This window comes from Haloferula sp. BvORR071, from assembly GCF_000739615.1.
Classification (GTDB): domain Bacteria; phylum Verrucomicrobiota; class Verrucomicrobiia; order Verrucomicrobiales; family Akkermansiaceae; genus Haloferula.
This window is the reverse complement of record NZ_BATP01000002.1, coordinates 19458-43392: the sequence shown is the minus strand read 5'-3', so window position 1 is coordinate 43392 and position 23935 is coordinate 19458. Positions and strand designations below refer to the sequence as shown.

The window sequence follows — 23935 nt, the reverse complement described above, 5'->3', positions numbered from 1 at the left end:
CGGCCAGCCGGCTTACTTGAGCCACTCCGCAGCGCGCTTGGCATAGTAGGTCAGGATCATGTCCGCTCCGGCACGCTTAATGCCCATCAAGCTCTCCAGTGCGATCGCCTGGCCATTCACCCAACCTGCGGCGGCGGCGCTCTCGATCATCAGGTATTCCCCGCTGACCTGATAGGCGGCTACGGGAAGCGTCGTACTTTCGCGAACGCGGGTGATGATGTCCAGGTAGGGGCCGGCGGGTTTCACCATCACCATGTCCGCACCCTCGGCTTCATCGAGGAGCGCTTCGCGGATGGCCTCGCGGGCATTGCCGGGGTCCATCTGGTAGGTCTTCTTGTCGCCTTCCTTGGGCGCGGAGTCGAGCGCCCCGCGGAAGGGCCCGTAGAAGGCGGAGGCATACTTGGCCGAGTAGCTGAGGATCGCGACCTTCTCGAAGCCGGCGGCGTCCAAGGCACTGCGCAGCGCCGCCACGCGGCCGTCCATCATGTCGCTGGGCGAAACGATGTCGGCACCGGCGCGGGCGTGGCAGAGCGCCTGCTGACAGAGGATCTCCACGGTCTCGTCGTTGAGAATCTGAAGCTCGCCCCTTTCATCGCGGCGGACCACGCCGTCGTGGCCGTCGGAATTGTAAGGATCGAGCGCCACGTCCGTGATCACGCAGAGCGTGGGGTGGGCGGCCTTCAGGGCGCGAATGGCGCGTGGAACGAGGCCTTCGTCATTCGCACATTCCTCGGCGAGCGGGGTCTTGAGGTTTTCTTCAATCTTCGGGAAGAGCACCACTGCGGGCACCCCCAAGGCATGTGCCTCCCCCGCTTCCTTCACCAGACCATCCAAGGACCAGCGGGTGACGCCAGGCATCGAGGAAATCGGAGTGTTCTCCGCATCCTCGTGAAGGAACATCGGCAGGATGAAGTCCGCCGGGCTCAACGTGTTCTCACGGACCAAGGAACGGATCGCAGCCGTGCGACGGTTGCGGCGGGGACGAATGGGCAGGTTCATGAACGAGAAGATCCGTTGCCGGGTTTTAAAGACAATTCATCAAGAGCATCGCGGGCTCCATGCCACACGCGAAGAACAGAAATATTACCCATCGAGTCATCGATCTCGTAAACGACCCGATACGATGAAACAACGATTTGCCGAAGGTTTTCCTCTGCAAACTCGGGAACCCTGCGACCTATCCTCGGAAATTTGACCAAGGCATCAATTTTCGTAACGATGAGATCGCCAAATCTCTTCGCTACCACACGATCATCGCGTGCTATGTAGCGGACCAAGTCGCGGAGATCCGCAAGCGCCGCAGCAGACCAGACTACTCGGAAATCCATTCGTCCAAAAGGGCTCGGACCTCTTCGTGTGGCGTCACCCGTCCTTGGCGAACATCCTCGCGGGCCCTGTCGATGGCCGCCACGAAACGGATACGCTCTTCAACATCCTGCCAAGAAGCATCCTCCGGCAAATCCCGGATCGTATCGAGGGCCAGCTCCTTGGTGGACATGATCAAATTCTAGCTTAGCTTTCTCTCTGCTTCAAGGGTCGGCTCAGACCGGCGTGAGTTCGTAGCCTTCCTTGCCGTCCTTCATATTCCAGCCGAGGCCGGTGAGCTGCTGGCGCATGACGTCGGCCTTGGCCCAGTCCTTCGCGGTGCGGGCAGCCCAGCGCTCCTCCGCAATGGCGCGGATCTCGGCGGGCACTTCGGCTTCGGGCTCTTCCTCGGGCAGCGTCAGGCCCAGCGCGCGGAGGATGCGATTGAAGCCGGCAAGGGCCTTGGCCGCTTCCACGCCTTCGAGCTTGGCCGCTTCACGCAGGCCCGTGAAAAGACCGCCGAGGCAGCCGGGCGTGTTAAGGTTATCGTTGAGGGAATCCCAAGCTTCCTGGAAGGGCCCGAAATCGACCGATGTGAGCTGCACTTCCCCGCCAACCTTCGCGGCCAAGCTGCGCTGGCCCTTGGCCAGCTTCGCCATGGCTTCGCGGGCACCCGCGAGCGAGTCCAAGGTGAAGTTGAGCTGCTTGTGGTAGTGCGCACCGATAAGGACGTAGCGCACCTCCATCGCGGTGAAGCCCTTCGCCTTGAGGTCGTCGAGGGTGTAGAAATTGTTCTTCGACTTCGCCATCTTGCCACCGTCCACCAGCAGGTGTGTGGCGTGAAACCAATGCTTGGCGAAATGGCCTCCGCAGGCGCACTTGCTCTGGGCGATCTCATTTTCATGGTGCGGGAACATCAGGTCCTCGCCACCGCCGTGCAGGTCGAAGTCGGAGCCGAGGTATTCCGCAATCATGGCCGAGCACTCGAGGTGCCAGCCGGGGCGGCCTTCACCCCAAGGCGAAGGCCAATAGTTGTCACCATCCTCTGGCTTGCGGCCCTTCCAGAGCACGAAGTCCGAGAGGCTGTCCTTCTCGTACTCGTCGGAATTCGCCCGCTCGTTCTGGGTTCGGCCCAACTCCAATTCGCGGGTGTCCAGCCGCGAGAGCCGTCCGTATTCCGGATAGGAGGCGATCTTGAAATAGACCGAGCCATCCTCCGAGGCGTAGGCATTCCCCTTCTCCACCAAGGTCGCGATCATCGCAATCTGCTGCGGAATATGCTCTACCGCGCCAGGCTCGACATGCGGGGGCTGCAGACCCAGCTCCTCGCAATCGGCATGGAACTTGGCCGTCCACTGTCCGGTGAAGTCGGTGAGCGATTGGCCGGCAGCTTGGGAATCGCGGATCGTCTTGTCGTCCACGTCGGTGATGTTCCGGACGTGGAAGGTGCGCATGCCCCCGGTCTCCAAGGTACGGCGGAAGACGTCCTGGAGCACGAAGGTCCGGAAGTTCCCGATGTGGGCGGGACCATACACCGTGGGCCCGCAGCAGTAGAACCGGTAGGTCGTGCCGTCGAGGGGGCGGAGCTCCTTGAGCTCGCGGTCCAGCGTGTCGTAAAGCCGCATCACCGGCGGGTCTAACGTCTGGGCCGGGCAATATCAACCGCAACGGCGTGGATTTGCCACGGTCTCCTCAATTCCGCAGCGGCACCTGGTGAAGCCGCGGGGTTCCCCCGGCTTCGACGATCTCCACTGGAATCGTCCAGACCGCACTGTCCTCGTGCATCGTAGAGACCGGGAGGACCGAATGGTCTGCGGATTCACGCGACGACTCCGCGAGCGTGCGCCGGACCGCCAAGGTCAGGGTAACGCAAAGTACGGCAACGCCGATGAGTCTGATCCGCTCGAAGGACATGAAGACCTTCCGAGAGAATCTAAATTTTTAGAAATAATCAACTTAATTTAAAAAATATTCCGGTTCGCATCCAAGCCGAAGCCGGTGCATCGTCTTCCCGAGATGGCACAGCACGAACGCCGGAAGCAGGTGATAGTAGCGTTGGTGATTCTGGGAATTGTCGCGCTTTCCTTGTTGGGGATGGCTGCCGCGGCTCATTTGCCGGGGCTTGCCGGGGAATTTTTTGCGCGGGTTCTGGGCCTCCTCACCACCCCTTTCATCCTCGAGACCAGCTTCTTCATTCTCGGCTTTGTGATCGTGCTGACGCTCAACCAGTGGCGCCAAATGCGAGAGGGTGACGAACTGGTCTACTTGGAGCAGGTCCAAGACGCTCCGGCCGGCCTACCCGACCAAGCCCGCTGGGCAATCTATCCCAACAAGCCCTTGGAGCCTGGCACCGTGGCGGAGGCCGACCTACTGGAGGGCGCGCTGGCCATTGGCGATCACGGACAGGCGATAGCCATTCTCGACGGCATGAGTTCCGCCGAACGCGAGCGACCAGAAGTCCTCCGCTCGCGGATCGCTCTCGCTGAGGCCACGGGCAAGAGTGATCTTGCCCGGGACCTGCGGGAAAAATTGGGGAAAACGAGCTGCTAAGCTCCCCTTCCCCCGGTCTAAACGCTTAGCGGGAGGCGCGGCGGGCGGCTTCCTCCAGGAAGATCTCCGCAAGGCGGAAGCAGCGGCGCGAAATTTCCCGGGCGTCGTGATCGTCGATCAAGGCAAGGCCTTCTTCGCCGACTTCGGATTGGAAGATTTTCCATGCCTTCTGGGCAACCTGCTCGGGATCGAGCTGGGGCCGGGGTGAGGCGTGCATGGCTTGGGAGTGCGAGCCAGCCTCCCTTTCGCGATCGCGGCCCCGATCGCGATCCCGGTCACGGTCGCGATCCCGGTCACGGTCGCGATCCCGGTCACGGTCGCGATCGCGCTCCCTCTCCGCTGTCGCGGGGGCTGAGACCGGTGCTTCATCGGGAGCAGACACGGCGTGCGGGTGCTGCTGGTGTCCTTGGCCCTGGCCCTGCGCTTGCTGGCCGTGCTTCTTCTTCCGGCGGCGGCGCTTCTTGGAGCCGCCGCCCGGTTCCGGGGCAGGAGTCTCAACCAGGAAGGCGATGCGCCCCCCATCGGAAGAATCGTCGGAGCGCTCGGCGGCGGGTGCCGGGGCTTCCCGTTGCGGAGCCACTTCCACAGAGGCGGGCGCAGGAGCAGGGGGCGCTTCTGGTGCGGCTTCCTTCGGCGCGGATTTCTCTTCAGCGGCCTTGGCGGCCGGCTTGGACGACTTGCGGACCGCGGGCCGCTTCTTGGCCACCTTCGCGGCGGGCGGCACTTCGGACTCTGCGGGCGTATGTTCGATCTCGTCGCTCATTGCTGCGGCGAAAAAGGCCACGCGATTCACGCGCGTCGAGCGTAAAGCGAAGCCAAGACGCGGATATCTTGCTGCGGATTTCCGGCGCTCCCAAAACAAAACCGGCGGCCCGAAGGCCGCCGGCAGAATATTCATCCAGAGAAGTCCTCGTGGAGGTCCTCAGTTCGACCAATTCTTGATGTCGTCCAAGCAAGCGGCATTCTTGGGATCCGTGTTGGTCTTGCCATCGGGGCCAGCCGACCAGATGTCGAAATCCGGGTTTTTGGCAGCCGACGAATCGCCGGAACGATAACGGTAGGGATTCCCCCAGGGATCGACGATCTTTGCTTGGGCACCGGTGCCTTGGATCCAAGCCTGACCACCCTTGGTGTTGTTCTGCGGGTCGAGTTCGGCCAAGTAGATCCTTGCGCCGCCCTTCTGGTCGTTTTCCTTGGCCTCGAAACCGTCGTAGAAGAGGGCCTTGTAGAGCACCTCATCGCCCTTCGCCCCTTCGGGGTCAGCGTTGGTCGGATAGGTCCGGTTCTCCAGATTGTAATCCGCCAAGGCATGAGCGAGCAGATTGATCTGCACCAGAGCCGTGTCCCGGGCTTGCTTGCCGCGGATCATATTGAGCGCGCCCAAGGTCAGGGCTGCGAGCACGACGATGATGGAGACAACGACCACCAGCTCCATCAAGCTGAAGCCCTTGGCCGGGCGGCGTGACTTTTGGATTTTCATGGGTAATTGATCGGGTTTTTGCGGGTGCGGGGCGACCGATAGCGGAGCCCCGCTTGTCGCCCTTACATGTTGCCCATTTCGGAGATGATCTTGATCAGCGGCAGGAACAGCGCGAACACCACGGCACCCACAACGAGGGCCAGGATGACGATCATGATCGGCTCCAAGATAGAGGTAAGCGCAGTCACGGCGTTGTCCACTTCATCGTCGTAGACGTCCGCCACCTTCAGAAGCATTTCCGGGAGCTGGCCGGTTTCTTCACCCACGTCCACCATCGAGATAACCATCGAGGGGAAGACGCTGCCGGCAGCCTGCAGCGGGGTCACGATCGATTCCCCTTCCTTGACCGCCTCGTGGACCTTCTCGATAGCGTCGGAAACGACGACGTTACCGGCGGTGTCGCGGGTAATGTTGAGGGCTTGGAGGATCGGAACACCGGAGGTCACCAAGGTGCCGAGCGTGCGGGAGAAGCGGGCGATGGCCGACTTGCGCTGGATGTCACCGAAGATCGGCAACTTCAACTTCAAGGAGTCGATCGTGCGGCGGCCGCCCTTGGTCTTGCCCCACATGTTGAAGAAGAAGGCAATGATACCGAAGACGACGAAGACCCAGACAACGTTCGGGATCGGCTTGATCGTCGCGTTCAGGAAGAACTTCGAGGTGCCGAAGACGACCTGCGAGATCATCGGAAGTTCGGCGCTGCCCAGTTCTTGGAACATCGACTCGAACTTCGGCACGATGAAGAGCATCAGGAAGATCAAGATGGCGACGGCGATGAACATCACGATCACCGGATAGACCATCGCCGAGACGATCTTGTTCTTCAACTTATGGGCCTTTTCCTGGTACTCCGCAAGACGGACGAGCACGACTTCGAGCACACCGCCAAGCTCACCGGCCTTGACCATGTTCACGTAGAGCTTGTTGAAGATCTTCGGGTGCTGGGCCAGCGCTTCGGAGAAGGTTGAACCGGATTGCACCGAGTCCGCCAAGGCACCGATGGTGCCCTTGAGCACGAGATTCGGCTCCTGCTTGGCCAGCACGGTCAGGCCGCGCAGCAACGGCAGGCCCGAATCGATCAGGGTCGCGAGCTGGCGGGTGAAGATCATCAGCAGCTTCGGCTTGATGCGGCCGCCAGTGGTACCCTTGCTCTTGTCAACGGCACCCTTGGCTGGCTTGCCCTTCTTGGCGGCCTTCTTCGCGAGCTTACCCTTGCCTGCCTCGACAACCTGCAAGGGGTAGTAGCCTTGGGAGCGGAGTTGCTGGATGGCCTCAGCTTCGTTCGTCGATTCGATCGTGCCGGACATCTGCTCGCCCTTGGCATCGGCGGCGGTGAATTGGAATTGGGGCATGGGGTTGTTTTTAAATCGAGTGATTGGACTGTGATCGCCGAAATGCAAGCTGGCGACTCAAAATTCTCACGGTATGGCCAGTTTCAGGTGTATTTCAGCACTTCTTCGATGGTGGTGTGGCCGAGGTAAATGTTCCGCAGGCCGTCCTCGCGGAGGGTCAGCATCCCCAGCTCCATCGCCTTCTGCTTGATCACCACCGAGGGCGCCCGGTCAGTGATTAGTTCCCGGATCGGGTCCGTGATATCAAGCAGCTCGTAAAGGCCCTTCCGGCCCTTGTAGCCAGAGTTGCCGCAAACCTCGCAGCCGCGACCGGTGAAGAAATCCTTGTCGCCGATCTCATGCACGGCGATGCCCAGCTGGGTCAGGATGCTCTCATTCGGCTCATACGAGGCTTTGCAAGACTTGCAAATGGTTCGGACAAGCCGCTGAGCAAGAACGCCTTCGAGCGAAGCCGCCACCAGGAAGGGCTCACAGCCCATGTCCACCAGACGGGTCACCGCGCCGGGTGCGTCGTTGGTGTGCAGGGTGGAGAGCACCAAGTGACCCGTGAGCGAGGCCTGAATAGCGATCTGGGCGGTATCCATGTCACGCATCTCCCCCACCATGATCCGGTCCGGGTCTTGGCGGAGGAAGGCTCGGAGAACCCGGGGGAAGGTCATGCCGATCGCCTCGTTGACCGGGATTTGGATGATCCCGTCGATGTCGTATTCCACCGGATCCTCGGCGGTGAGGAGCTTGGAATCGATGGTGTTGATCCGGGCCAACGCGGCGTAGAGCGTCGTGGTCTTGCCCGCACCGGTCGGACCCGTGACGATGAAGATCCCGTTCGGCTTCTCGATCGTGTCGCAGATGTATTCGTAAATGGCCGGCGGCATCGCAAGCGCCTCCAGCGAGAGGTTCACCGAGGAGCGGTCAAGAACGCGGAGCACGATAGACTCGCCGTATTGGGTAGGCAGCGTCGAAACGCGCATGTCCACCTGACGGTCACCCACCTGCTTCACGATACGGCCGTCCTGCGGGACGCGACGCTCGGCGATGTTCATATTGGACATCACCTTGATACGCGAAGTGATCGCTACGGCGAGATGCACCGGCGGCGGGGCCATTTCGTAGAGCGAGCCGTCCACCCGGTAGCGGATCTTGAAGTCCTTTTCGAAGGGCTCGAAGTGGATGTCCGAGGCGCGCTCCTTGATAGCTTGGAAAAGCACCAGATCCACGTAGCGGATGATCGGTGCGGAGTTGGCTTCCGCTTCCATGTCCGCCGCGCTCATCGCGGCGTCCACGCCGGTCTGGAGCTGCTGGAGGATGTCATCCATTGCCTTGCCCTCGCCACCGTAGCACTCGTTGATCTTCTGCTCTACGAGGTAGTCCGGAGCAATCGCGAGGACGACCTCGCGGCCCAAGGCGAAGCGCAGGTCTTCCAAGGTCTGGGGATTCATCGGATCCACCAGCGCGATGTGCAGGCCCTCGGCATCGAAATGAACCGGGAGCGCGCCGTGCAGGCGGGCCATGCCGGCGGGAACCAGCGCCAGCAGTTGCTCGGAGGGATTCCAGTTACGCAGTTCCACTAGGTGGGACCCCAACTCGGAGGCAACCACCGGCCAGACGTCGTCGCGATGATTGATGACCTGGAAGTCGGCGAGGATTTCAGCGGCCTCCTTGCCGCTGTTTTCCACCTCGTGGAGAATGTCTTGGCCGAGCGAGCGGTCGATGAGCCCGCGGCTGATGAAGAGTTCGACGATCTGGTTGCTATCCATGATCCGGGTTTTGAAATCTGAGATTAGAAATTTGAGATGAACGATTGGCCGGATCCGGCTTAGTCGAGGTCGGACATGGTGACGTGGATGACTTCATCGGCCGAGGTCATGCCGGAGAGAACCTTGCGGATCCCGTCGTCGCGCAGCGTGCGCATGCCCAGTTCGCGGGCGCGCTTGCGCAGTTGGCTGGAGGTCAGGTTTTCGTTGATCATGTGACGCACCTCGTCGTCGATCTGGAAAAGCTCGAAGATACCGGCACGGCCGCGGAAGCCGTTGCCGCGGCACTTTTCGCAGCCCACCGGGCCCATGACCGAGGAGGTGTCGCTGCCGCGGTTGTCGAAGCGCAGGGCGCGGGCCTCTTTGTCGGTCAGGTCCACCGGGGCCTTGCAGACCGGGCAGAGCTTGCGGACCAGACGCTGGGCGAGCACCGCGCGCACCGCCGAAGCAATGAGGAAGCGCTTGATGCCGATGTCCGCGAGACGGGCGACTGCGGAGGGCGCATCGTTGGTGTGGAGGGTGGAGAGCACCAAGTGACCGGTAAGCGACGCGTTGATGGCGATGTTCGCCGTTTCCGCGTCACGAATTTCCCCGATCATGATGATGTTCGGCGCCTGGCGGAGCATGGCGCGAAGGGCCGCCGCGAAGGTCATGCCGATGTCCGTCTTGACCATCACCTGGTTGATGCCGGGAAGCTCGTATTCGACCGGGTCTTCCACGGTGATGATCTTCTTGTCCGGCTTGTTGATGACGTTCAAGCAGGCATAGAGCGTGGTGGTCTTGCCGGAACCGGTGGGGCCGGTGACTAGAATGATGCCGTCCGGCAGGCCGATCAGGCCCTCGAAAGTCGCCTGGTCGTCCGAGAAGAAGCCCAGTTCCGGCAAGCCGAGCACAAGGGCCGACTTGTCAAGGATACGCATGACGATCGACTCGCCGTGGTTTGACGGGACGGAAGAAACACGAAGGTCGATTTCCTTCTCCGCGGTCTTGACCTGGATACGGCCGTCCTGCGGCAGGCGCTTTTCGGCGATCGACATCGAGCCGCTCATCACCTTGAGACGGGCGATGATGGCCGGCAGCAGCTTTTTCGGGTGGTTGTCCACCTCGATCAGCTTGCCGTCGATGCGATAGCGGATCCGGACCGAGGTCTCGAGGGGCTCGATGTGAATGTCCGAACAGCGGTTCCGCATGGCCTCCGTCAGGAGGTTCTGCACCAACCGGATGATCGGCGCGTCGCTGTCGGAAGACTCGACCTCGTGGCCGCCGGAGATATCCAGTCCGCCGCTATCATTGGCACCGTAGATCGCCTTGAGGATGTTCCGGACCTGCTTGGCCGGGGCGCAGACAAAGTTAACCTCCCGCCCCAGCACCTGGGGCAGGCTGTCCATCGTATCGAAATTGAAGGGATCGACGACCGCAACGGTCAGGTAGACGCCGTCATCGTGGACCGGAATGGCCTTATAGCGGCGGGCGATGTCGTCCGGGATCGCGCTGGCGACGTTCGGCGGGATCGCCATGTCACCGATATCGACGGTATCAAGCCCGGCATTCTGGGCCAAAACGGCGCAGACCGTGGTTTCCGAGAGATCGGTATCTGCCAGAAGGTGGTCAATGAGCGAGCCGCCCTTGCGACGGGCTTGATCAACCGATTCGGGTGCGACGGCACCTGCCTCGACGAGCAGGTCAGCCAGGTAGTCTTCGTTAGAGAACACGGGTTTTCGGGGCCTTTAGAAAATCAATTGAAAGGTCGGGACGGCATTGTGCGCGTCCCGGCTCTGGCACATTGGTCAAGCGTCTCCCCCTTTGTCAACCTACCGACCAAGCATCGGAAAGGATTCCCGTCGCGGGTACCCACGCGGTATTGACGATGCGGTCTCAGGGGCCGCAAAAGCCCGCCAATTCATGCCATCGGAGCGCCGCAGCGGCGGCAGAAGCGGGCATCCGGGAGGTGGCCGTGGACCCCGCAGGAGGGGCAGGCGTCGGTATCGTCACAGCCGTCCAGCTTGGAGATTTCCGAGCTGACGATCCCGGTCGGGACGGCGATGATGGCGTAGCCGACCAGGACAAGGACGGAAGTCAGCATCCGGCCCAGCACCGTGTCCGGGGTGATATCCCCGAAACCGAGGGTGGTGATGGTGACTATCGCCCAGTAGATCGAGGTCGGGATGCTGTCGAAGCCGCTCTCCGGGCCCTCGACGAGGTACATCAGGGTCCCGAAAATGACGGTGATCGCCAGCATGAAGCTGAAGAAGACGGTGATTTTCGCCCGGGCGGCGTAGAGGGCGCGGACCAGCAGCTCGGCGCCATTGACATGGCGGACCATCTTGAAGACCCGGAACATCCGCAGCATGCGCAGGATCCGGATCACCTGCAGGGACTGGAAGCCCGGGAAGAAGAGGGTCAGATAGGCTGGCAGCACCGAGAGGATATCCACGATTCCGTAGAAGCTGCGGGCGTAGCGCAGCGGGTGGCGCACCACGTAAAGCCGGAAGATGAATTCCACCGTGAAGATGCCGGTAAAAATCCACTCAATGGTACGGAGAAAGATGCCGTATTTCGCGGCGATCGAGGGCACACTCTCGAGGACCACGGCCAGCACGCTCAAGCCGATGAACCAGAGAAGGGTCACGTCGAAGCGGCGGCCTTCCGGAGTCTCGGCCTCGAAGACGATTTCCCGCCAGCGTTCGCGGCGTGATGAGCGTGCTTGTTCCGGTCCCGCCATTGTGTTAGTATGCCTAACGGATTTTAAAATGGCACGCAGGAACAGCAATCGTTGACCATTTGGCGCCAAAACGCGAGGACTTAACCGCGTGATCGAATCATGAGCCGCGAGGAGGAAGCAGCACCGGAGAAGAAAACGAAGAAGCCGCGTCGCTGGCGGAGGAGGTTTGGGGTGCTCCTGCTGCTCTTCGCCGCCTTTCTGGTCTGGCTGAACGGCCCGGGCTGGCGCTGGCTCGGCAAGATCGGCATCGAGCAGGCCCTGACGAAGTCCAACATGAAGGCGGACTTCACCCTTCAAGGCACCCTGCTCGGCGGGATCCGGGTCGAGAAGCTGTCCCTGAGCGGCGGGGCCGTGCGCAAGCTGGAGATCGATGCGGTGGAGCCGCTCTACAAGGTCACCCGAGTCCTGAAGGGCGACTGGAATGCGGTGCTGGAAGGCGTGAAGGTCCGGCGAATCGACGCGGTGATCGACCTCGCGGCCGCGCCGCCGAAGGATCCGAATGAGCCGGAGAAGCCCTTCGATCCGGATGTGCTGGCAGAATCCCTTCGCAAGACACGGAAGTTCCTGCTGCCACTGGACTTGGGTGCCGCCGACCTGCGTCTCCAGGTCCTGCGCGGGGACGAAAAGCTGGTGACGCTGGATACCACCAACTTCGGCCATGCGCCGGGCAGCGATGATTTCGTCCTCAAGCTCGGCACCATCGCAGCGGGTCCCGGCTATGCGCTGGAGGCGCAGGACTCGGTGATCACCTGGAAGGAGGACAGCCTCTACCTCAACCGCTTCGATTTCTCACCACGGGTCGGCATCGACAATCTGCTGATCGGCATGCCCAAGTCCGGCGGGATGTCTGCCGCGGGCGTAGTGCGGATCGAGGACTCCCGGCTGGTGCTAGACGGCACCACGACCCGGGGTCACCTGCGGATGGAGGGAGCTCCCCTGCCCTTGCACGAGGCGGCCAAGAACTTCGCCTTCGGCTTGCCGGTGGAGGCCACCTTGCGCAGCCTGGATGCCGAGTTCATCGATTTCCAAAAGAAGCCGATCGAGTGGCTGGCGACGGCCAAGGCCGAACTTTCCGACATCCGCTACGAGGACTGGCGGGTTGCCAACCTCAAGTATGAGGCGAGCAAAAGCGGCAGCGACGGCAAGCTCAACTTCTCGGTCGCGGCGCTCGATTCCACTCTGACTGGCGAGGGCGATTTGCACTGGCGGGACCTGACGAGCGGGACTTGGACCGACTTCGAGGCGAACACGAAACTCAAGGTGCCGCAGCTCTCTCCGCTCTATGCCGCGCTGAACCAGAAGTTCCACTTCGCGCCGCCGGAGGCCAAACCCCTGCCCGCTTCCGCGCTGACCCTGGACGCCAAGGCCGACATGGGCCCGGAGAAGATCCGCTCCGCCAGTGCGACCTGGCTGCTCTCCCCGGAGAAGGATGCTCCCTCGCTGGCCGGAGAAGTGAAGTGGACGCCGGACGGCAAGCTCGGCGGAACGCTCGGCAGCGACGGCCTGCGCGCCACCTACGCGCTCGATCTAACAGGCAAGACCTACGAGGCCACTGCGAACTTCGAAGGCTTCCGGCCCGAGCGGCTCACGCCGTGGTCGATGGCGGCCGGGGTCGAGCTGCCGACCGGCATGAACGCCACCGGGAGCTGGCAGGGCAGCGGGGCCTTCGCGGCTGAGCCACACCAAGGCAACTTCGATATCCCCTCCTTTGAATACGTCCGCCAGGACACCCCGCCACTGATCCTGCGCACCAAGGGCGACTACCACTGGCCGCAGGAGGTGAACCTCACCAGCCTGACCGCGGTTGCCGAAGGCCAGACGATCACCGCGCAGGCGGCCTTGGCCAACCGGGTGCTGAAGATTCCGAAGATCGAGTGGAAAGATGGCGAGACCCGCTTGGTCGGCGGTCAGGCGGAGATCCCGGTTCCGGAGAAGCCCGGGGATGTGAAGGCCTTCCTCAAGCAGACCGAGCCGATCAGCGTCTTCCTCGAGTCCGAGTGGATCGACAACGCCCGGCTGGCCGCGTGGATGCCGGAGAAGAAGTCGCCTCTCGCGGATGGCAGTGGACGTGTGCACCTGGTGATCACTGGCACGCCCGCCGCGCCGAAGATCAACCTGGAGACCCAACTGAAGGGCCTGCGGGTGCCGGAGAAACCGGATGTGCCGGTGACGGATGCGGCGATCAACATCGATGGCGAGGGCGGTTCACTGGCGCTCAAGGGCGATATCCGCCCGGCCGGATATCCGCCGGTAACGCTCTCCGGCAAGATGCCCTTCAAGCCCGGCGAGTGGGCGGACGATCCGAAGTCGGTGCTGGAGGAGAAGTTCGAGGCGCGCGCGAATATCCCGCGGTTGGAGCTCGCGACCTTCCAGAAGATGGTGCCAAGCGCCTCGCAGCTTGGCGGTTCCTTGGAGGGCTACTTCGCGGGATCGGGAACGATCGGGAAGCCGGACCTCAGCGGTGAGCTGCGTCTGTCGAACGGGGCTGTCACCCTGAAGGATTCCGAGGTGCCGCCGATTACCGGGGCCAATGCGGTAGTGCGCCTGCAGGGCAAGGAAGTGCTGCTGCAATCGCTGGCCGTAGAGCTGGCGGCCGGCACGGTGCGTGGCAGCGGCCGGGTCGGTCTGGCGGATGCCGCGAAGCCGACCTTCGATCTCTCCATCAAGGGCCAGGCCCTGCCGCTGAAGCGCGACGAATCGATGATCGTGCGGGCGGATGCCGACCTGGCTCTGCGCGGGGATCTTCAGCAGGCGACGATTTCCGGCACGGTCGACATCGTGGACAGCCTCTTCTACAAGGACGTGGAGATCCTGCCGCTGCGGGTACCCTTCACCGCGCCCTCGCGGCCGAAACTGCCTTCGATCGATCCGGAGCGGAAGTCCGGTGCTGGAATGCCGGAGCCCTTCCGGAACTGGGCGCTGAATGTGCGGGTCCGGACACGTGATCCGCTCTTGATCCGCGGCAACCTGGCGAAGGGCGTGGTGGTGGCCAACGTCCTCTTCGGAGGAACCCTGGGCAACATTCAGCCGCAGGGCAATGCGACCATCGGCGAGGTCACGGCGCGGCTGCCCTTCAGCACGCTGAAGGTGGACAATGGGGCGGTGGTCTTCACTCCGGCCGGTGGCCTTACTCCCGAGCTGAACATCCGCGGGACCTCCACCGTGGGACGCTATGACCTGAGCCTTTACTTCTACGGGCCGGTGAGTTCGCCGAAGACGGCGCTCACTTCCGACCCGCCATTGCCGGAAAACGAGATCATGACCCTGCTGGCCACCGGGACGACTTCGGATGGCCTTGAGGGTGGCCAGGCCGCGACCCTGAAGGCGGCGCAATTGCTGGTGGAGGAGTGGCGCAAGGGCCGCCTGCCCTTCGCGGACCAAGTCTCCAAGGTGATGGAGGTCGTGAACAAGGTGGACGTTCGGATCAACGAGGATGATCCGCTCACCGGCAAGCGCCTGAACTCCGCCACCATCGAGGTCACCGACCGCTGGTATGCCAGCGGGTCAGTCGACAAGCAGAGTAACACCCGCGTGCTGGGGGCCTTTGTCATCAAGTTCAAATGAGGAGAAGAGACAAAAGACTGCCAGACAGAAGACGGAAGACTGGAGGCGTGAAGCTGGCTCCAGTCTTCTGTCTGTTGTCTTCGGGACTTCTGTCTGCTGCCGACATCCGCGTGGAGGGGATGAACGCGATGAAGGAGTCGGAAGCCATCGATCTGTTAGGCGACCGGCTGGAGCACGTGAAGTCGAAGCCGCCATCCCCGGCGCGGGCCAGCGACGCGGCCTTCCTGCTGGAGAACCTCTTGAAGCGGCAGGGTTTCCAGGACCCGAAGGTCACGGGCGTGATCTCCGGCAATACCATCCGGCTGGTGGTCAATGAAGGCCAGCGCCTGAAGATCGGCTCGGTCTATGTCCCGGGCTTCGACGAGAAGGAGCAGACACGCCTCTCCCATCTCTTCAAGCTGCCAGGGCAGGAGCGCGTCTTGAAAATGGGCCAGGATCCACCCTTCCGCGAGGCGGATGTGGACGAGGGGCTCTCGCTGCTGAAGGCGGACTTCTCCTCGCGCGGCTATTGGCAGGCGGAGGTGAAGGTGGACAAGCGCGAGATTCGTCCGGGCACGGATGAGATCGCCTTCGCGATCAAGGTCGATCAAGGCCCGCTGCACCATCTGGGCGCACCGGAATTCGAAGGCGCGCCCCCGGACCTGATGTCGAAGTTGCGTGAGAAGGCCGCGCCGCACGTCGGCAAGGTGGCGAACACCGACCTGCTGACCACCTTGCGCGGCGAGATCGAGAGCGTCTTCCGTTCGACCGGTTATCCACTGGAGACCTTCGAGATGAACAGCATCATCGCGGGGTCTACGTTGACGCCGCGCTTCATCATCAAGTTCGGCACGCGGCAGCGGCTGAGCGATGTTTTCGTGGAAGGCACGGTGAAGACGAAGGTGAAGCGGATCACCAAGCGCTTCGAGGATCTGCGCGGCGAGTGGTTCAATGCCGAGGCCTTCGACAAGCGCCTCAAGAAGGTGCTGGCGACGGGTGCCTTCGCCTCGGTGCGGGTGGAGAACCAGACCGACGCGACCGGCCAGCTCGATGCGACCCTGCACATGGTGGAAGGCAAGGCCAAGGGTGCCTCCGTCTACGGCGGTGTCGGCAGCTACGAAGGTGGGATCATCGGCGTGAAGTACCATGACCGCAACCTCTTCGGATACCTGTGGAATTTCAGCGCGGGTGCGGAAGTCAGCTCGCGCGGCCTGTTAGGCGACATCCGGCTTTCCGATCCCTGGTTCTGGGACACCGATACCTACCTCGGCCTGCGCTTGTTCTCGGTGAACCGCACGCTGGAAGGCTACGACAAGTTCGAGACCGGGATCTCGGCGGAGTTCTCCCGCGACGACCTGGGTGAGCACATCGACGCCAGCCTGATCTTCGGCACCTCGATCGTGAACATCAGCAGCGAGGGCATCGCCCGCGATGAGCTGGGGGAGACGATCTACAACCACAGCTACGTGCGCGCGGACCTGGGCTACGACCGCCGCGACGACCCGCTCTCGCCAACCAAAGGCTATCATGTCAGCGCGCTGTTAGAGGCGGGCTTGGTGGCGGCCGACACGAATTCGAACTACATTCGCTTCGAGACACTCGGTGCCGGCTACATCCCGATGGGCAAGAGCGGCCAAGTGAATCTGGCAGCGCGCCTGGGCATGCTCTTCCCCTCCACCGGCGCGGCGGATTTCCCGATCGACCTGCGGCTTTTCACCGGCGGGGCGGACTCGGTGCGTTCCTATCCCTACAACGAGCTGGGAGCCCGGACCCGCAGCAACGACCCGCTGGGCGGCGAGAGCTATTGGGTGACCAACGTCGAGTATGTCCACGTGCTGGCTGGCCCGGTGAAGGGAGTCGCCTTCGTCGATGCGGGGAACCTTTCGGGCATCGGCGATGCCTTCAACTTCAGTGCCCCGGAGATCGCCGCAGGTCTCGGGATCCGGATCGACCTGCCGGTGGGACCGATCCGTCTCGAGTATGGACACAACCTCACGCAAGACGAAGGCGAGCCGAGCGGCACCTGGCACTTCGCGATCGGCACGGCGTTCTGAATCTCCTCAGCGCCGGCGGCGCAGCAAGCCCAGCAAGGCAAGGCCACCCAGTAGTGCGGACGATGGTTCCGGCACGTCGGAAAGCGCCGTGGCCACGATCAGATTGTCGAACTGCCAGGACTCCGTGCCACCGGCACCGGACCCGCCGCGCAGGCGGATCGTGTCGAAGTTCAGGTCAGTATCGGTGCGGGTGATGGAGGCTGCGCCGAGAGCGCCCTCACTGCTCATGTCCGCGGGGTTGAACCAGACATCGAGGACGTCGTTGCCAGAGGCATTCAGCGTCACGCGGGCCAGCACCGAGGTCAGGCTCAAAGTGGAGACCGGACTGGCGGGGCCGACCAGACCACCGCCGGTGCCCGCACGCCATTCGTAGGGCCCGGGCCAAGCCTTGCCGATGAGCAACTGCTCGGTGCTGCCATTGTAGAGGCCGAAGCCTCCAAAGCTGTTGGTGCTGCCCGAGAGCGTGGTGAACTGTTGCGCCTCGAAGAGGATCCAGATGGTCGCCGTGCCGGATTGCGCGGCCGCCAGAGTGCGGGCGACTTCCGATCCGGGCGTGGAGGTGATATTGGCTTCAGCACCGAGTGAAGAGGCGGTGGTGCCGACGGCATTGGTCCAGGTGGTGGACCAGCCGCTGCCTCCGTTGCTCCCGGCAAGGCTGCCATCCGCGTAGCTGAAATTCTCGGTGGCGAGGACCGCGGCAACTGCGGGCAAGGAAACGGTGGCAAGGCAGACGGCAGTGGAGAGGAAGGCTCGATTCATGATGGTTTACTTGAAGCTTGGTGAAAAAATGGCGGGAAATCCGTTGCGGGCGCCATCCACCCCCGGGCAAACCCAAAAGCCCGGAGGTGAATGGCTTGGTGTCCGTGCCGGGGACCTCTGGCCGGCTCAGGGTTGCTCCGCTTTCAAGCGGGCGAAGACCTTGTTGGTAGAGCCTCCGGTGACGGTCACGGTCACTTCGATTTCATCCACACCAGGCGCGGTGGTATCGGTGATCACGCTGCTCGCGATGGTCGCGGTGACGCCGTTAGGATCGGTTTCTCCCGAAGCTTTCCAGTCGAGCAAGTTCGCCGACCACTCGTAGGAAGCGGTGACATCCGTGGCCGGTGCATTGGTCCGGCTATGGCGGAAGCGGTAGGAGTGCGGGCCGGTGGCGGCCACCTCGTGCAGGCCGCTGTTAGAAGAGGCCGGGCTGGTGCCCAAAACCTGCTCGATGCCATTGGCCAGGCCATCGTGATCCGGGTCCTGGTCGAAGCCGCTTTGCCCAGCGACCGGATAGCCGGAGATCCATGCGAGGTAATCGTCCGTAGGCGGAACCACTCCGGGGAAGACCGCGAGGGCAGACCACTGGCGCGCGACCACGAAGTGATCCCACTCGGTCGCATCGGTGCCGCCCGAACCAATACGACCGGCGGTGGTCCAATTGGTGAGCGTGAATGGGGCGCTGAGCGTAGGCGCTGACTCCGGGGCAGAAAGGTCGGGATTCACCCACAGGCTGATCAGGTCGTTCTGGTAATCGAGCTTCATCACCAGAGTGTAGTCGCGGCCGGCGATGGGCTGGATGCCGCTATAGACGGGCGTGGGCGAGGGCGCGCCGATGCCGAACTCCAGATTCCCGGAAGCAGGATTGGGCGCGCTGGTCACACCCGCGAAGGCGCGCTCGGTGCCGAAGTCGAAGGCGGAGATCCCGCTCCACGTGGCACCCGCACCGCGGCGCATGTCCGCACGGATATAGACCGTCCTGCCGACCGTGTCCGCGGTATCATTCACGGCACCCTTGTATTCGTCGCTGCCGGCGGTAGCGCCTTCGCCGGGACCATTGAACTCGCGCTTGGCCCCGCTGTTGAGGGTGACAAGCTTGCCGCCCGCCACGTTGCTGGCGCCGAATACATCATCCCAATCCGCAGTCGCGGCTGGACCATCGTGCCCCACGAAAGATTCGTCGGCAGTAGTATTGTCATAGTCGAAGCCGCTGCCCCCCGTGAGTCCGGCGACGGGACCGTCGGGATAGGAATTGAAATCGTCGCTGCCGACCAAGGCCAGATCTCCGGTGGCCGGCACCGAGGCCGCGGAGTTCGGGTCACTGCCACGAGCCACCTCGAATTCATCGCGATGGGTGTCGCCGTCGCTGTCCACCTTGTTCGGATTGGTGCCGGGATCCAGCGGACCGTTGAAGACACCGCTGCCGTTCTCTTCGTTGTCGAGCAAACCGTCGCCATCGGTATCGATCTGCGTGGGGCTGCTGCCGGTGTTGGCAGCGCTGACGAAGATTCCAGTACCGGTTTCGACTCCGTCTGAAAGCCCGTCGCCGTCCGTGTCCGCCACATTGGGATCCGAGCTGCGCTGGTATTCCTGGAGATTGGTGGCTCCATCCGGCTCACGGTCCAGATTGGCGTCGTTGATCCCGACCACCAAGCCGTGTTGGGTCTCCCAAGCATCCAACATTTGGTCGCCATCGCTGTCGGAGGCCACGACATCGGCGAGAGTATCGCCGGCAGTCACCGCATCGAAGGCCCAGCTCTCCGCCGTCACTCCCGCATCGCCCTCGCCGCCGCGGATCCGCAGGGTATCGAAGGACAGGTCCGGATCAGTGCGGGTGATGTGGGGCGAGCCGAGCGCGGCAACACTGCTGGTGTCCGCCGGATTGATCCAGACGTCGAGGGTATCGGTCGCCGCGTCCACCATGGTGATGCGTGCGACGATCTTGGTCATGGCCAAGGTCGAGACCGGCACGGCTGGACCGATCAAAGTTCCGCCCGTGCCCGCCTTCCACTGATAGTCGCCGGGCCACGACTTGCCGATGAGCAGCTGCTCGGTATTGCCGCGATAGAGACCGAGGCCCCCGTAGGAATTGGTAGAGGCAGTGCCCGCCACATTGGTGGTCTGCTTGCCTTCAAAGGAGACCCAGACGGTCTTGCTGCCACCGAGCGGCGGTTCCTGCAATGCCGAGATGAGCCGCGCGCCTTGCTGGCCGCTGACAGTATTGATCACGCCCTTCCCTCCGGCGGCGGTGGGGGTCCCCAGGGCATTGCTCCAGGCAGACTGCCAGCCCACGCCGCCGTTGCTGCCGGCAAGATTGCCATCGGCATAATTGAAATCCTCGCGGGCAAAGATGGCGGCACTGGCATCCGCAGTGACGCCGAGGAGGGAGGTGGCGATACAAAGGTGTCTCAGGTTCATGGTAGGGGTTTCCGCCACCCGACGGGGGTTCGCCGACGGGTGGACCGCGGCTTACGTCGCCTTCTTTTCCAGGTTACGGGGCGATCTGAAAAAATCGCGGCAGCGTGACATCGCCTGCGATCCGCGGCAGGTCCTTGTTGAACTTCCAGCGGATTTGCCGCATGGATGCCGTCTCCCGATGAACGGCCAGCGTCCCGTCACTCCCCCACCGGACCAAGCGGTCACCCGGGAATTCGAGGCGCTGTTGATCGCGCACCAGCACCGGATCTACTTCTTCATCCGCGCGATGGTGTTCAACCCGGACGATGCGCGCGATGTGCTACAGGACGTCAACGCCCTGATCATCCGCAAGCGCGAGCGCTTCGCCGCGGGCACCGATTTCAAATCGTGGGCCTTCGCGATCGCGCGCTTCGAATGCCTCACCTATCTCCGGCGCTACGAAGCGCGCCGCAAGGTGCCGGTGGACAGCGGTCTGTTAGAGCACCTCGCGGAAGGGGCCGAAGACCGCGCCGACGATACCGATGCCTGGCTGGAGGCTTTGGCCGAGTGCCGCAAGCTTTTGCCGGACGAAGGTGCCCAGCTCCTGCAGCTGCGTTACCAGGCCCGGGTTCCGCTGGAGGAGATCGCCACCCGCTGGAAGACCACCGAGGGAGCGCTCAAGCAGAAGCTTTTCCGGATCCGGAACCAACTGAAGAACTGCATCTTGAAGCGCCGCGCGGAGTCCAATGTGGATGAAATGCCGTTTGAGGGGTAACCTGCGTCCCATTTTGAAGTAAGCCTTTTGCACCACCATTCATGAACCAGGACTGGCAGAAATGGATCGAGCGCCTGAAGTCGTATGACCTCACGGAGGCCGAGCTGCGCGAATTCCAGGCGGCCATCGAGAAAGACCCCGCCCAGCGCGATGCCTATCTGGACGCCCTCCTCACGGAAGTGGGACTAGAGGCGGAGGACCTGCCGAATCCCTTCGCGAAGCCAGAGGCGCCGGTGGTGGTGCCCTTCCGGCGCTGGCCGCGGATCGCGGCGATTGCCGCCGGGATCGCGCTGGTGGCCGCGGCTTCTTATCTGGCAGGCCAGCGTCTCACGGTGAAGCCAGCTGCGGCGACGCATGTGGCCACGATCACCGATGCGGATGAACTTGCTGAGAATGCGGGGATGCGGATCGGGCAGCCGCTGGAGAAAGGTTCCTTCACGGTGCCGGACGGCTCGGAGATCGGCATCGCGATGCGTGGCGGAGCGCGGCTGAAGGTGCGCGGACCGGCGGACTTCCAGATCGATGGGCCGGACAAGATCCGCCTCGGGAAGGGCCGGATCAGCACCTATGCGCCGACCTATGCGCACGGCTTCACGGTCGATACCACGGACGGCAAGGTGGTGGACCTCGGCACCCGTTTCGTCACCGCGGCGGGCACGCCATCAGGAACAGAGGTGCATGTGCTGGAGGGCTTGGTGGAGGCCTTCACCGCAGCCAGCGGCTCCCCGCACAGCTTGAAGGGCGAGAACGCGGCGATTCTCAAGGGCGGCAAGCTGGTGAGCACCGAGTTCCTGGCCCAGCGCTTGATTGTGCCGCTGGATCCGGTGCTGGCGGACCAGGACGGTGATGGATCTCCGGATGTGGTCGAGGACTTCTATGGCACCAAGGCGAATGATGCCTCCTCCAAGCCGGCCGCGTTACGCATTGAGGAGAGCTTTGCGAGTTACCCCACGGGCCCCTTCCGCAACGCGTCTTTCACCGGACCACAGGGGAAGTGGGAAGGCACAGGGGTCTTCGAGCCGGAAGGGCTGAGCTTTGCCGCGGGTGGCGCATCCCTGAAGAGCAGTGGCGGTGCGTTGAGCACCACTGGTGAGACCAACGTGGGTGCCACCCTGCGGCCGGATCCCAAGCAGCTCTCACCGCAGGGCGTAACTTATTTGAGCTTCCTGATGCGGAATCCCGACAAGGCCACCGCCAACTGCTTCGCGGGTCTCATCCTCTATCAAGACGACCGCGAGGAGCTTTTCATCGGCAAGCTGAGCGTCGCCAACTCCTATGGTTCGCGGCTGAAGCAATCGCTCACCCAAGACGCATTCGGCCTGCCGCTGGATGGCAAGCCGCATCTCTTCGTGGTGCGGATCGACCGGACGCGCTTGGTCACGGATCTATTCCTCGATCCCGTGCCCGGCCAACCGGAGTCTTCCGCCACCCGGCAGTTCCGCTATCAGGACGTGCCGGACTTCGATCGGATCGTTTTGCGCTCAGGAAGCGGTGCCGGAGTCTTTCCCTCGACCTTCGACGAGATCCGCATCGGGCTGACCTGGGATGCGGTGGTGCCTTGAGAGACGCAAGGCTTGAGGGCGGGTGATGCAAAGAGCTCTCACTTCCCGGGCTTGGAGCCGTCGCGCCGCCATTTGAAGTAGGCATCGAAGGTGGGCATGCGGTAGGCATAAGGCATGGCGCGAGCGCCGGGCTTGGCATCGAAGATCATGCCCTCTGGAGATTGCCTGGTGAAGGCGGGCCACTTGGGCAGGTCTGCGCCGTTGGGATCGCCGGTCTTCGCGAAGTTCACCCAGTAGTTCATCATCAGCTCGGAGAGCCGCTTGTCCTCCGCGCTCGAGCCGCGGCTGAAGAGGCCGAGGGGCGAGAGGTTGCCAAAGACGTAGCCGATCTCCGCGGCATGGCTGGCACCGCTGGTATTCCCAGGCGGGCGGTGGTCGAAGTAGTAGAGGAAAGCGGGATTCTTGCCATGGGAGCCCTGCATGCCGGCCCAAGTCCAGGCATGCCAGGTGAAGGCTAGATCGGTGAGGATCGCTTTACCCGCCCAAGTGGCCTCATCCACGCTGGTATGCGGATAGAGTGCGAGGATCTTGCCAGCATAGTCGCCGAGGCCGGCAGCAGCCTGTTGCTTGACCTTGTCCGGTGTGAGCTTGCCCCAGACAAACATGGCAGCTTCATCCGAGTTGCTGCCGACTAACAGCGGCGTGTCGTTGAACTGCTTGTGCGCATAGAGCTCGAAGATGTCCTTGGGCAGGATCGTGCCATCGAAGACCGCGGAACCGGTGGTGTCGGATGTCGCGGCATCGATGATCGCCTTCGCCGGGAGTTCGCGGGCCTTGGCGATGCTGCTGACCTTGAGCCGACCCAAGAGCTTTTCGCCCTCGGTCTCGGCACGCTTGAGCGGCAGGTGGAGCGGGCCGAAGGCCGCGGCATCGTTCTTGGGCGGTGCGAAGCTGCCACCGCTCTCGGCGATCGCGCGATGGAAGAGGCCCTTGGCCCTGGGCGAGGCGGCGAGGATATTCACCGAGTAGGCTCCGGCGGATTCACCGAAGATGGTTACATTCGCGGGGGTGCCGCCGAAGTTCGTGATGTTGTCGCGCACCCATTCGAGCGCCGCGATCTGGTCGCGGATGCCGTAGTTGCCAGAAGATCCCCCGCCCTCCTGCGTGAGCTCCGGGTGCGCCATGAAGCCGAGGGGGCCGAGGCGGTAGTTGATGGTGACCACGACCACGCCTTTCCCCGCCAAGTGGGCGCCATCGTAGAGTGCCTGCGAACCGGAGCCACTGGTGAAGGCACCGCCGTGGATCCAGACCATCACCGGCAGGTCCTTGGCCCCCGTGGAAGACCAGACATTGAGGTAGAGGCAATCCTCATCGAGTCCGCCGGTCACGCCCATCGCGAGGGCCGCGACGCGGCTTTGCTCGGCGGAATGGCCGTAGTCTTTGGCCGGGCGGATGCCTTCCCAAGGTTGGACCGGCTGGGGGAACTTCCAGCGCAGGGGCCCGACCGGCGGCGCGGCAAAGGGGATGCCCTTGAAGGCTTGGATACCATCCTTCGCCGCGATGCCCTCAATGGTGCCGCCAGTGACTCTCACCTGCGGGCCCTGCGCCAAGCAGGCAGAGCTGAGGCCGAGGCCAAGCAGAATGGAGAGCAGGGAAAAGCGATTCGGACGGACAGGCATCGGCAGAGGGTACGGGAATCGAGGCTGCCGAGGTTACGCCGGTTCTGCGAATTTGCAGCGGCA

General features: G+C 63.0%; 19 protein-coding genes. 5 read left to right on the top strand and 14 right to left on the bottom strand.

Annotated elements, in window-relative coordinates:
* Positions 1-12: 12 nt before the first annotated feature.
* The 5 genes from hemB to BV071_RS00875 form a co-directional block, all read right to left on the bottom strand.
* Positions 13-999, bottom strand: a complete 987-nt coding sequence (hemB, locus tag BV071_RS00890; protein WP_035600886.1) for a porphobilinogen synthase — start codon at positions 997-999, stop codon at positions 13-15.
* Entirely contained in the window at positions 996-1328 is a 333-nt protein-coding gene (locus tag BV071_RS34130; RefSeq protein ID WP_075090813.1) for a type II toxin-antitoxin system RelE/ParE family toxin, read from the bottom strand. The genes hemB and BV071_RS34130 overlap by 4 nt, the downstream gene beginning before the upstream one ends.
* Positions 1313-1498, bottom strand: coding sequence for a hypothetical protein (locus tag BV071_RS00885; RefSeq protein WP_035600883.1), 186 nt, complete (start codon positions 1496-1498; stop codon positions 1313-1315). The genes BV071_RS34130 and BV071_RS00885 overlap by 16 nt, the downstream gene beginning before the upstream one ends.
* A 43-nt stretch (positions 1499-1541) precedes the next feature.
* Positions 1542-2930, bottom strand: coding sequence for a cysteine--tRNA ligase (cysS, locus tag BV071_RS00880; RefSeq protein WP_035600880.1), 1389 nt, complete (start codon positions 2928-2930; stop codon positions 1542-1544).
* Positions 2931-2997: 67 nt separating this feature from the next.
* Positions 2998-3219 (bottom strand): hypothetical protein, encoded by a 222-nt coding sequence (locus BV071_RS00875; protein ID WP_035600877.1) that lies wholly within the window; start codon positions 3217-3219, stop codon positions 2998-3000.
* A 102-nt stretch (positions 3220-3321) separates the two neighbouring features.
* Here BV071_RS00875 and BV071_RS00870 point away from each other — a divergent pair, with 102 nt between their 5' ends.
* Entirely contained in the window at positions 3322-3855 is a 534-nt protein-coding gene (locus tag BV071_RS00870) for a hypothetical protein (RefSeq protein ID WP_035600874.1), read from the top strand.
* A gap of 25 nt (positions 3856-3880) precedes the next feature.
* On the opposite strand, the gene BV071_RS00865 is transcribed toward BV071_RS00870, so the two are convergent.
* The 6 genes from BV071_RS00865 to BV071_RS00840 all read right to left on the bottom strand — a co-directional run bounded on the left by BV071_RS00865 (position 3881) and on the right by BV071_RS00840 (position 11163).
* Complete coding sequence (locus BV071_RS00865) at positions 3881-4618, bottom strand: hypothetical protein (protein ID WP_265593907.1); 738 nt, start codon at positions 4616-4618, stop codon at positions 3881-3883.
* Positions 4619-4777: 159 nt separating this feature from the next.
* Positions 4778-5335 carry a type II secretion system protein GspG gene (locus BV071_RS00860; RefSeq protein WP_035600868.1) on the bottom strand — a complete coding sequence of 186 codons (558 nt, stop codon included), beginning with the start codon at positions 5333-5335 and terminating at the stop codon, positions 4778-4780.
* A 62-nt stretch (positions 5336-5397) separates the two neighbouring features.
* On the bottom strand, positions 5398-6687 hold the full coding sequence (locus BV071_RS00855) for a type II secretion system F family protein (protein WP_035600865.1): 1290 nt from the start codon (positions 6685-6687) through the stop codon (positions 5398-5400).
* 83 nt (positions 6688-6770) lie between these two features.
* Positions 6771-8444 carry an ATPase, T2SS/T4P/T4SS family gene (locus BV071_RS00850; protein WP_035600862.1) on the bottom strand — a complete coding sequence of 558 codons (1674 nt, stop codon included), beginning with the start codon at positions 8442-8444 and terminating at the stop codon, positions 6771-6773.
* A 59-nt stretch (positions 8445-8503) separates the two neighbouring features.
* Positions 8504-10153: a GspE/PulE family protein gene (locus tag BV071_RS00845; RefSeq protein ID WP_035600859.1), complete on the bottom strand. Its 1650-nt coding sequence runs from the start codon at positions 10151-10153 to the stop codon at positions 8504-8506.
* A gap of 188 nt (positions 10154-10341) precedes the next feature.
* Positions 10342-11163, bottom strand: a complete 822-nt coding sequence (locus BV071_RS00840; RefSeq protein ID WP_035600856.1) for an ion transporter — start codon at positions 11161-11163, stop codon at positions 10342-10344.
* A gap of 99 nt (positions 11164-11262) precedes the next feature.
* Between BV071_RS00840 and BV071_RS00835 the strand changes: the two genes are divergently transcribed.
* A complete protein-coding gene (locus tag BV071_RS00835; protein ID WP_035600853.1) occupies positions 11263-14727 on the top strand; it encodes a translocation/assembly module TamB domain-containing protein in 3465 nt (1154 codons plus the stop codon).
* Between the two features lie 47 nt (positions 14728-14774).
* On the top strand, positions 14775-16760 hold the full coding sequence (locus BV071_RS00830) for a BamA/TamA family outer membrane protein (protein WP_265593906.1): 1986 nt from the start codon (positions 14775-14777) through the stop codon (positions 16758-16760).
* Between the two features lie 6 nt (positions 16761-16766).
* Here the strand turns inward: BV071_RS00830 and BV071_RS00825 are convergent, their stop codons facing one another.
* Both BV071_RS00825 and BV071_RS32270 read right to left on the bottom strand, forming a co-directional pair.
* A complete protein-coding gene (locus BV071_RS00825; protein ID WP_035600848.1) occupies positions 16767-17519 on the bottom strand; it encodes a PEP-CTERM sorting domain-containing protein in 753 nt (250 codons plus the stop codon).
* A gap of 126 nt (positions 17520-17645) precedes the next feature.
* The gene (locus BV071_RS32270; RefSeq protein ID WP_052572718.1) at positions 17646-19937 is read right to left on the bottom strand and encodes a hypothetical protein; all 2292 of its coding nucleotides are present in this window, start codon (positions 19935-19937) and stop codon (positions 17646-17648) included.
* Positions 19938-20115: 178 nt separating this feature from the next.
* On the opposite strand from BV071_RS32270, the gene BV071_RS00815 reads away from it, so the two are divergent.
* Together BV071_RS00815 and BV071_RS00810 are read left to right on the top strand one after the other, a co-directional pair.
* Positions 20116-20691 carry a sigma-70 family RNA polymerase sigma factor gene (locus BV071_RS00815; RefSeq protein WP_052572717.1) on the top strand — a complete coding sequence of 192 codons (576 nt, stop codon included), beginning with the start codon at positions 20116-20118 and terminating at the stop codon, positions 20689-20691.
* Positions 20692-20732: 41 nt separating this feature from the next.
* A complete protein-coding gene (locus BV071_RS00810; RefSeq protein ID WP_035600846.1) occupies positions 20733-22253 on the top strand; it encodes a FecR domain-containing protein in 1521 nt (506 codons plus the stop codon).
* 38 nt (positions 22254-22291) lie between these two features.
* Here BV071_RS00810 and BV071_RS00805 read toward each other — a convergent pair whose 3' ends face one another.
* Positions 22292-23872 carry a carboxylesterase family protein gene (locus tag BV071_RS00805; protein ID WP_052572716.1) on the bottom strand — a complete coding sequence of 527 codons (1581 nt, stop codon included), beginning with the start codon at positions 23870-23872 and terminating at the stop codon, positions 22292-22294.
* Between the last annotated feature and the right edge of the window lie 63 nt (positions 23873-23935).

Coding starts and splice junctions, on each gene's coding strand:
- hemB (WP_035600886.1), bottom strand. CDS start 999: ATGAACCTGCCCATTCGTCCCCGCCGCAACCGTCGCACGGCTGCGATC.
- BV071_RS34130 (WP_075090813.1), bottom strand. CDS start 1,328: ATGGATTTCCGAGTAGTCTGGTCTGCTGCGGCGCTTGCGGATCTCCGC.
- BV071_RS00885 (WP_035600883.1), bottom strand. CDS start 1,498: ATGTCCACCAAGGAGCTGGCCCTCGATACGATCCGGGATTTGCCGGAG.
- cysS (WP_035600880.1), bottom strand. CDS start 2,930: ATGCGGCTTTACGACACGCTGGACCGCGAGCTCAAGGAGCTCCGCCCC.
- BV071_RS00875 (WP_035600877.1), bottom strand. CDS start 3,219: ATGTCCTTCGAGCGGATCAGACTCATCGGCGTTGCCGTACTTTGCGTT.
- BV071_RS00870 (WP_035600874.1), top strand. CDS start 3,322: ATGGCACAGCACGAACGCCGGAAGCAGGTGATAGTAGCGTTGGTGATT.
- BV071_RS00865 (WP_265593907.1), bottom strand. CDS start 4,618: ATGAGCGACGAGATCGAACATACGCCCGCAGAGTCCGAAGTGCCGCCC.
- BV071_RS00860 (WP_035600868.1), bottom strand. CDS start 5,335: ATGAAAATCCAAAAGTCACGCCGCCCGGCCAAGGGCTTCAGCTTGATG.
- BV071_RS00855 (WP_035600865.1), bottom strand. CDS start 6,687: ATGCCCCAATTCCAATTCACCGCCGCCGATGCCAAGGGCGAGCAGATG.
- BV071_RS00850 (WP_035600862.1), bottom strand. CDS start 8,444: ATGGATAGCAACCAGATCGTCGAACTCTTCATCAGCCGCGGGCTCATC.
- BV071_RS00840 (WP_035600856.1), bottom strand. CDS start 11,163: ATGGCGGGACCGGAACAAGCACGCTCATCACGCCGCGAACGCTGGCGG.
- BV071_RS00835 (WP_035600853.1), top strand. CDS start 11,263: ATGAGCCGCGAGGAGGAAGCAGCACCGGAGAAGAAAACGAAGAAGCCG.
- BV071_RS00825 (WP_035600848.1), bottom strand. CDS start 17,519: ATGAATCGAGCCTTCCTCTCCACTGCCGTCTGCCTTGCCACCGTTTCC.
- BV071_RS32270 (WP_052572718.1), bottom strand. CDS start 19,937: ATGAACCTGAGACACCTTTGTATCGCCACCTCCCTCCTCGGCGTCACT.
- BV071_RS00815 (WP_052572717.1), top strand. CDS start 20,116: ATGAACGGCCAGCGTCCCGTCACTCCCCCACCGGACCAAGCGGTCACC.
- BV071_RS00810 (WP_035600846.1), top strand. CDS start 20,733: ATGAACCAGGACTGGCAGAAATGGATCGAGCGCCTGAAGTCGTATGAC.
- BV071_RS00805 (WP_052572716.1), bottom strand. CDS start 23,872: ATGCCTGTCCGTCCGAATCGCTTTTCCCTGCTCTCCATTCTGCTTGGC.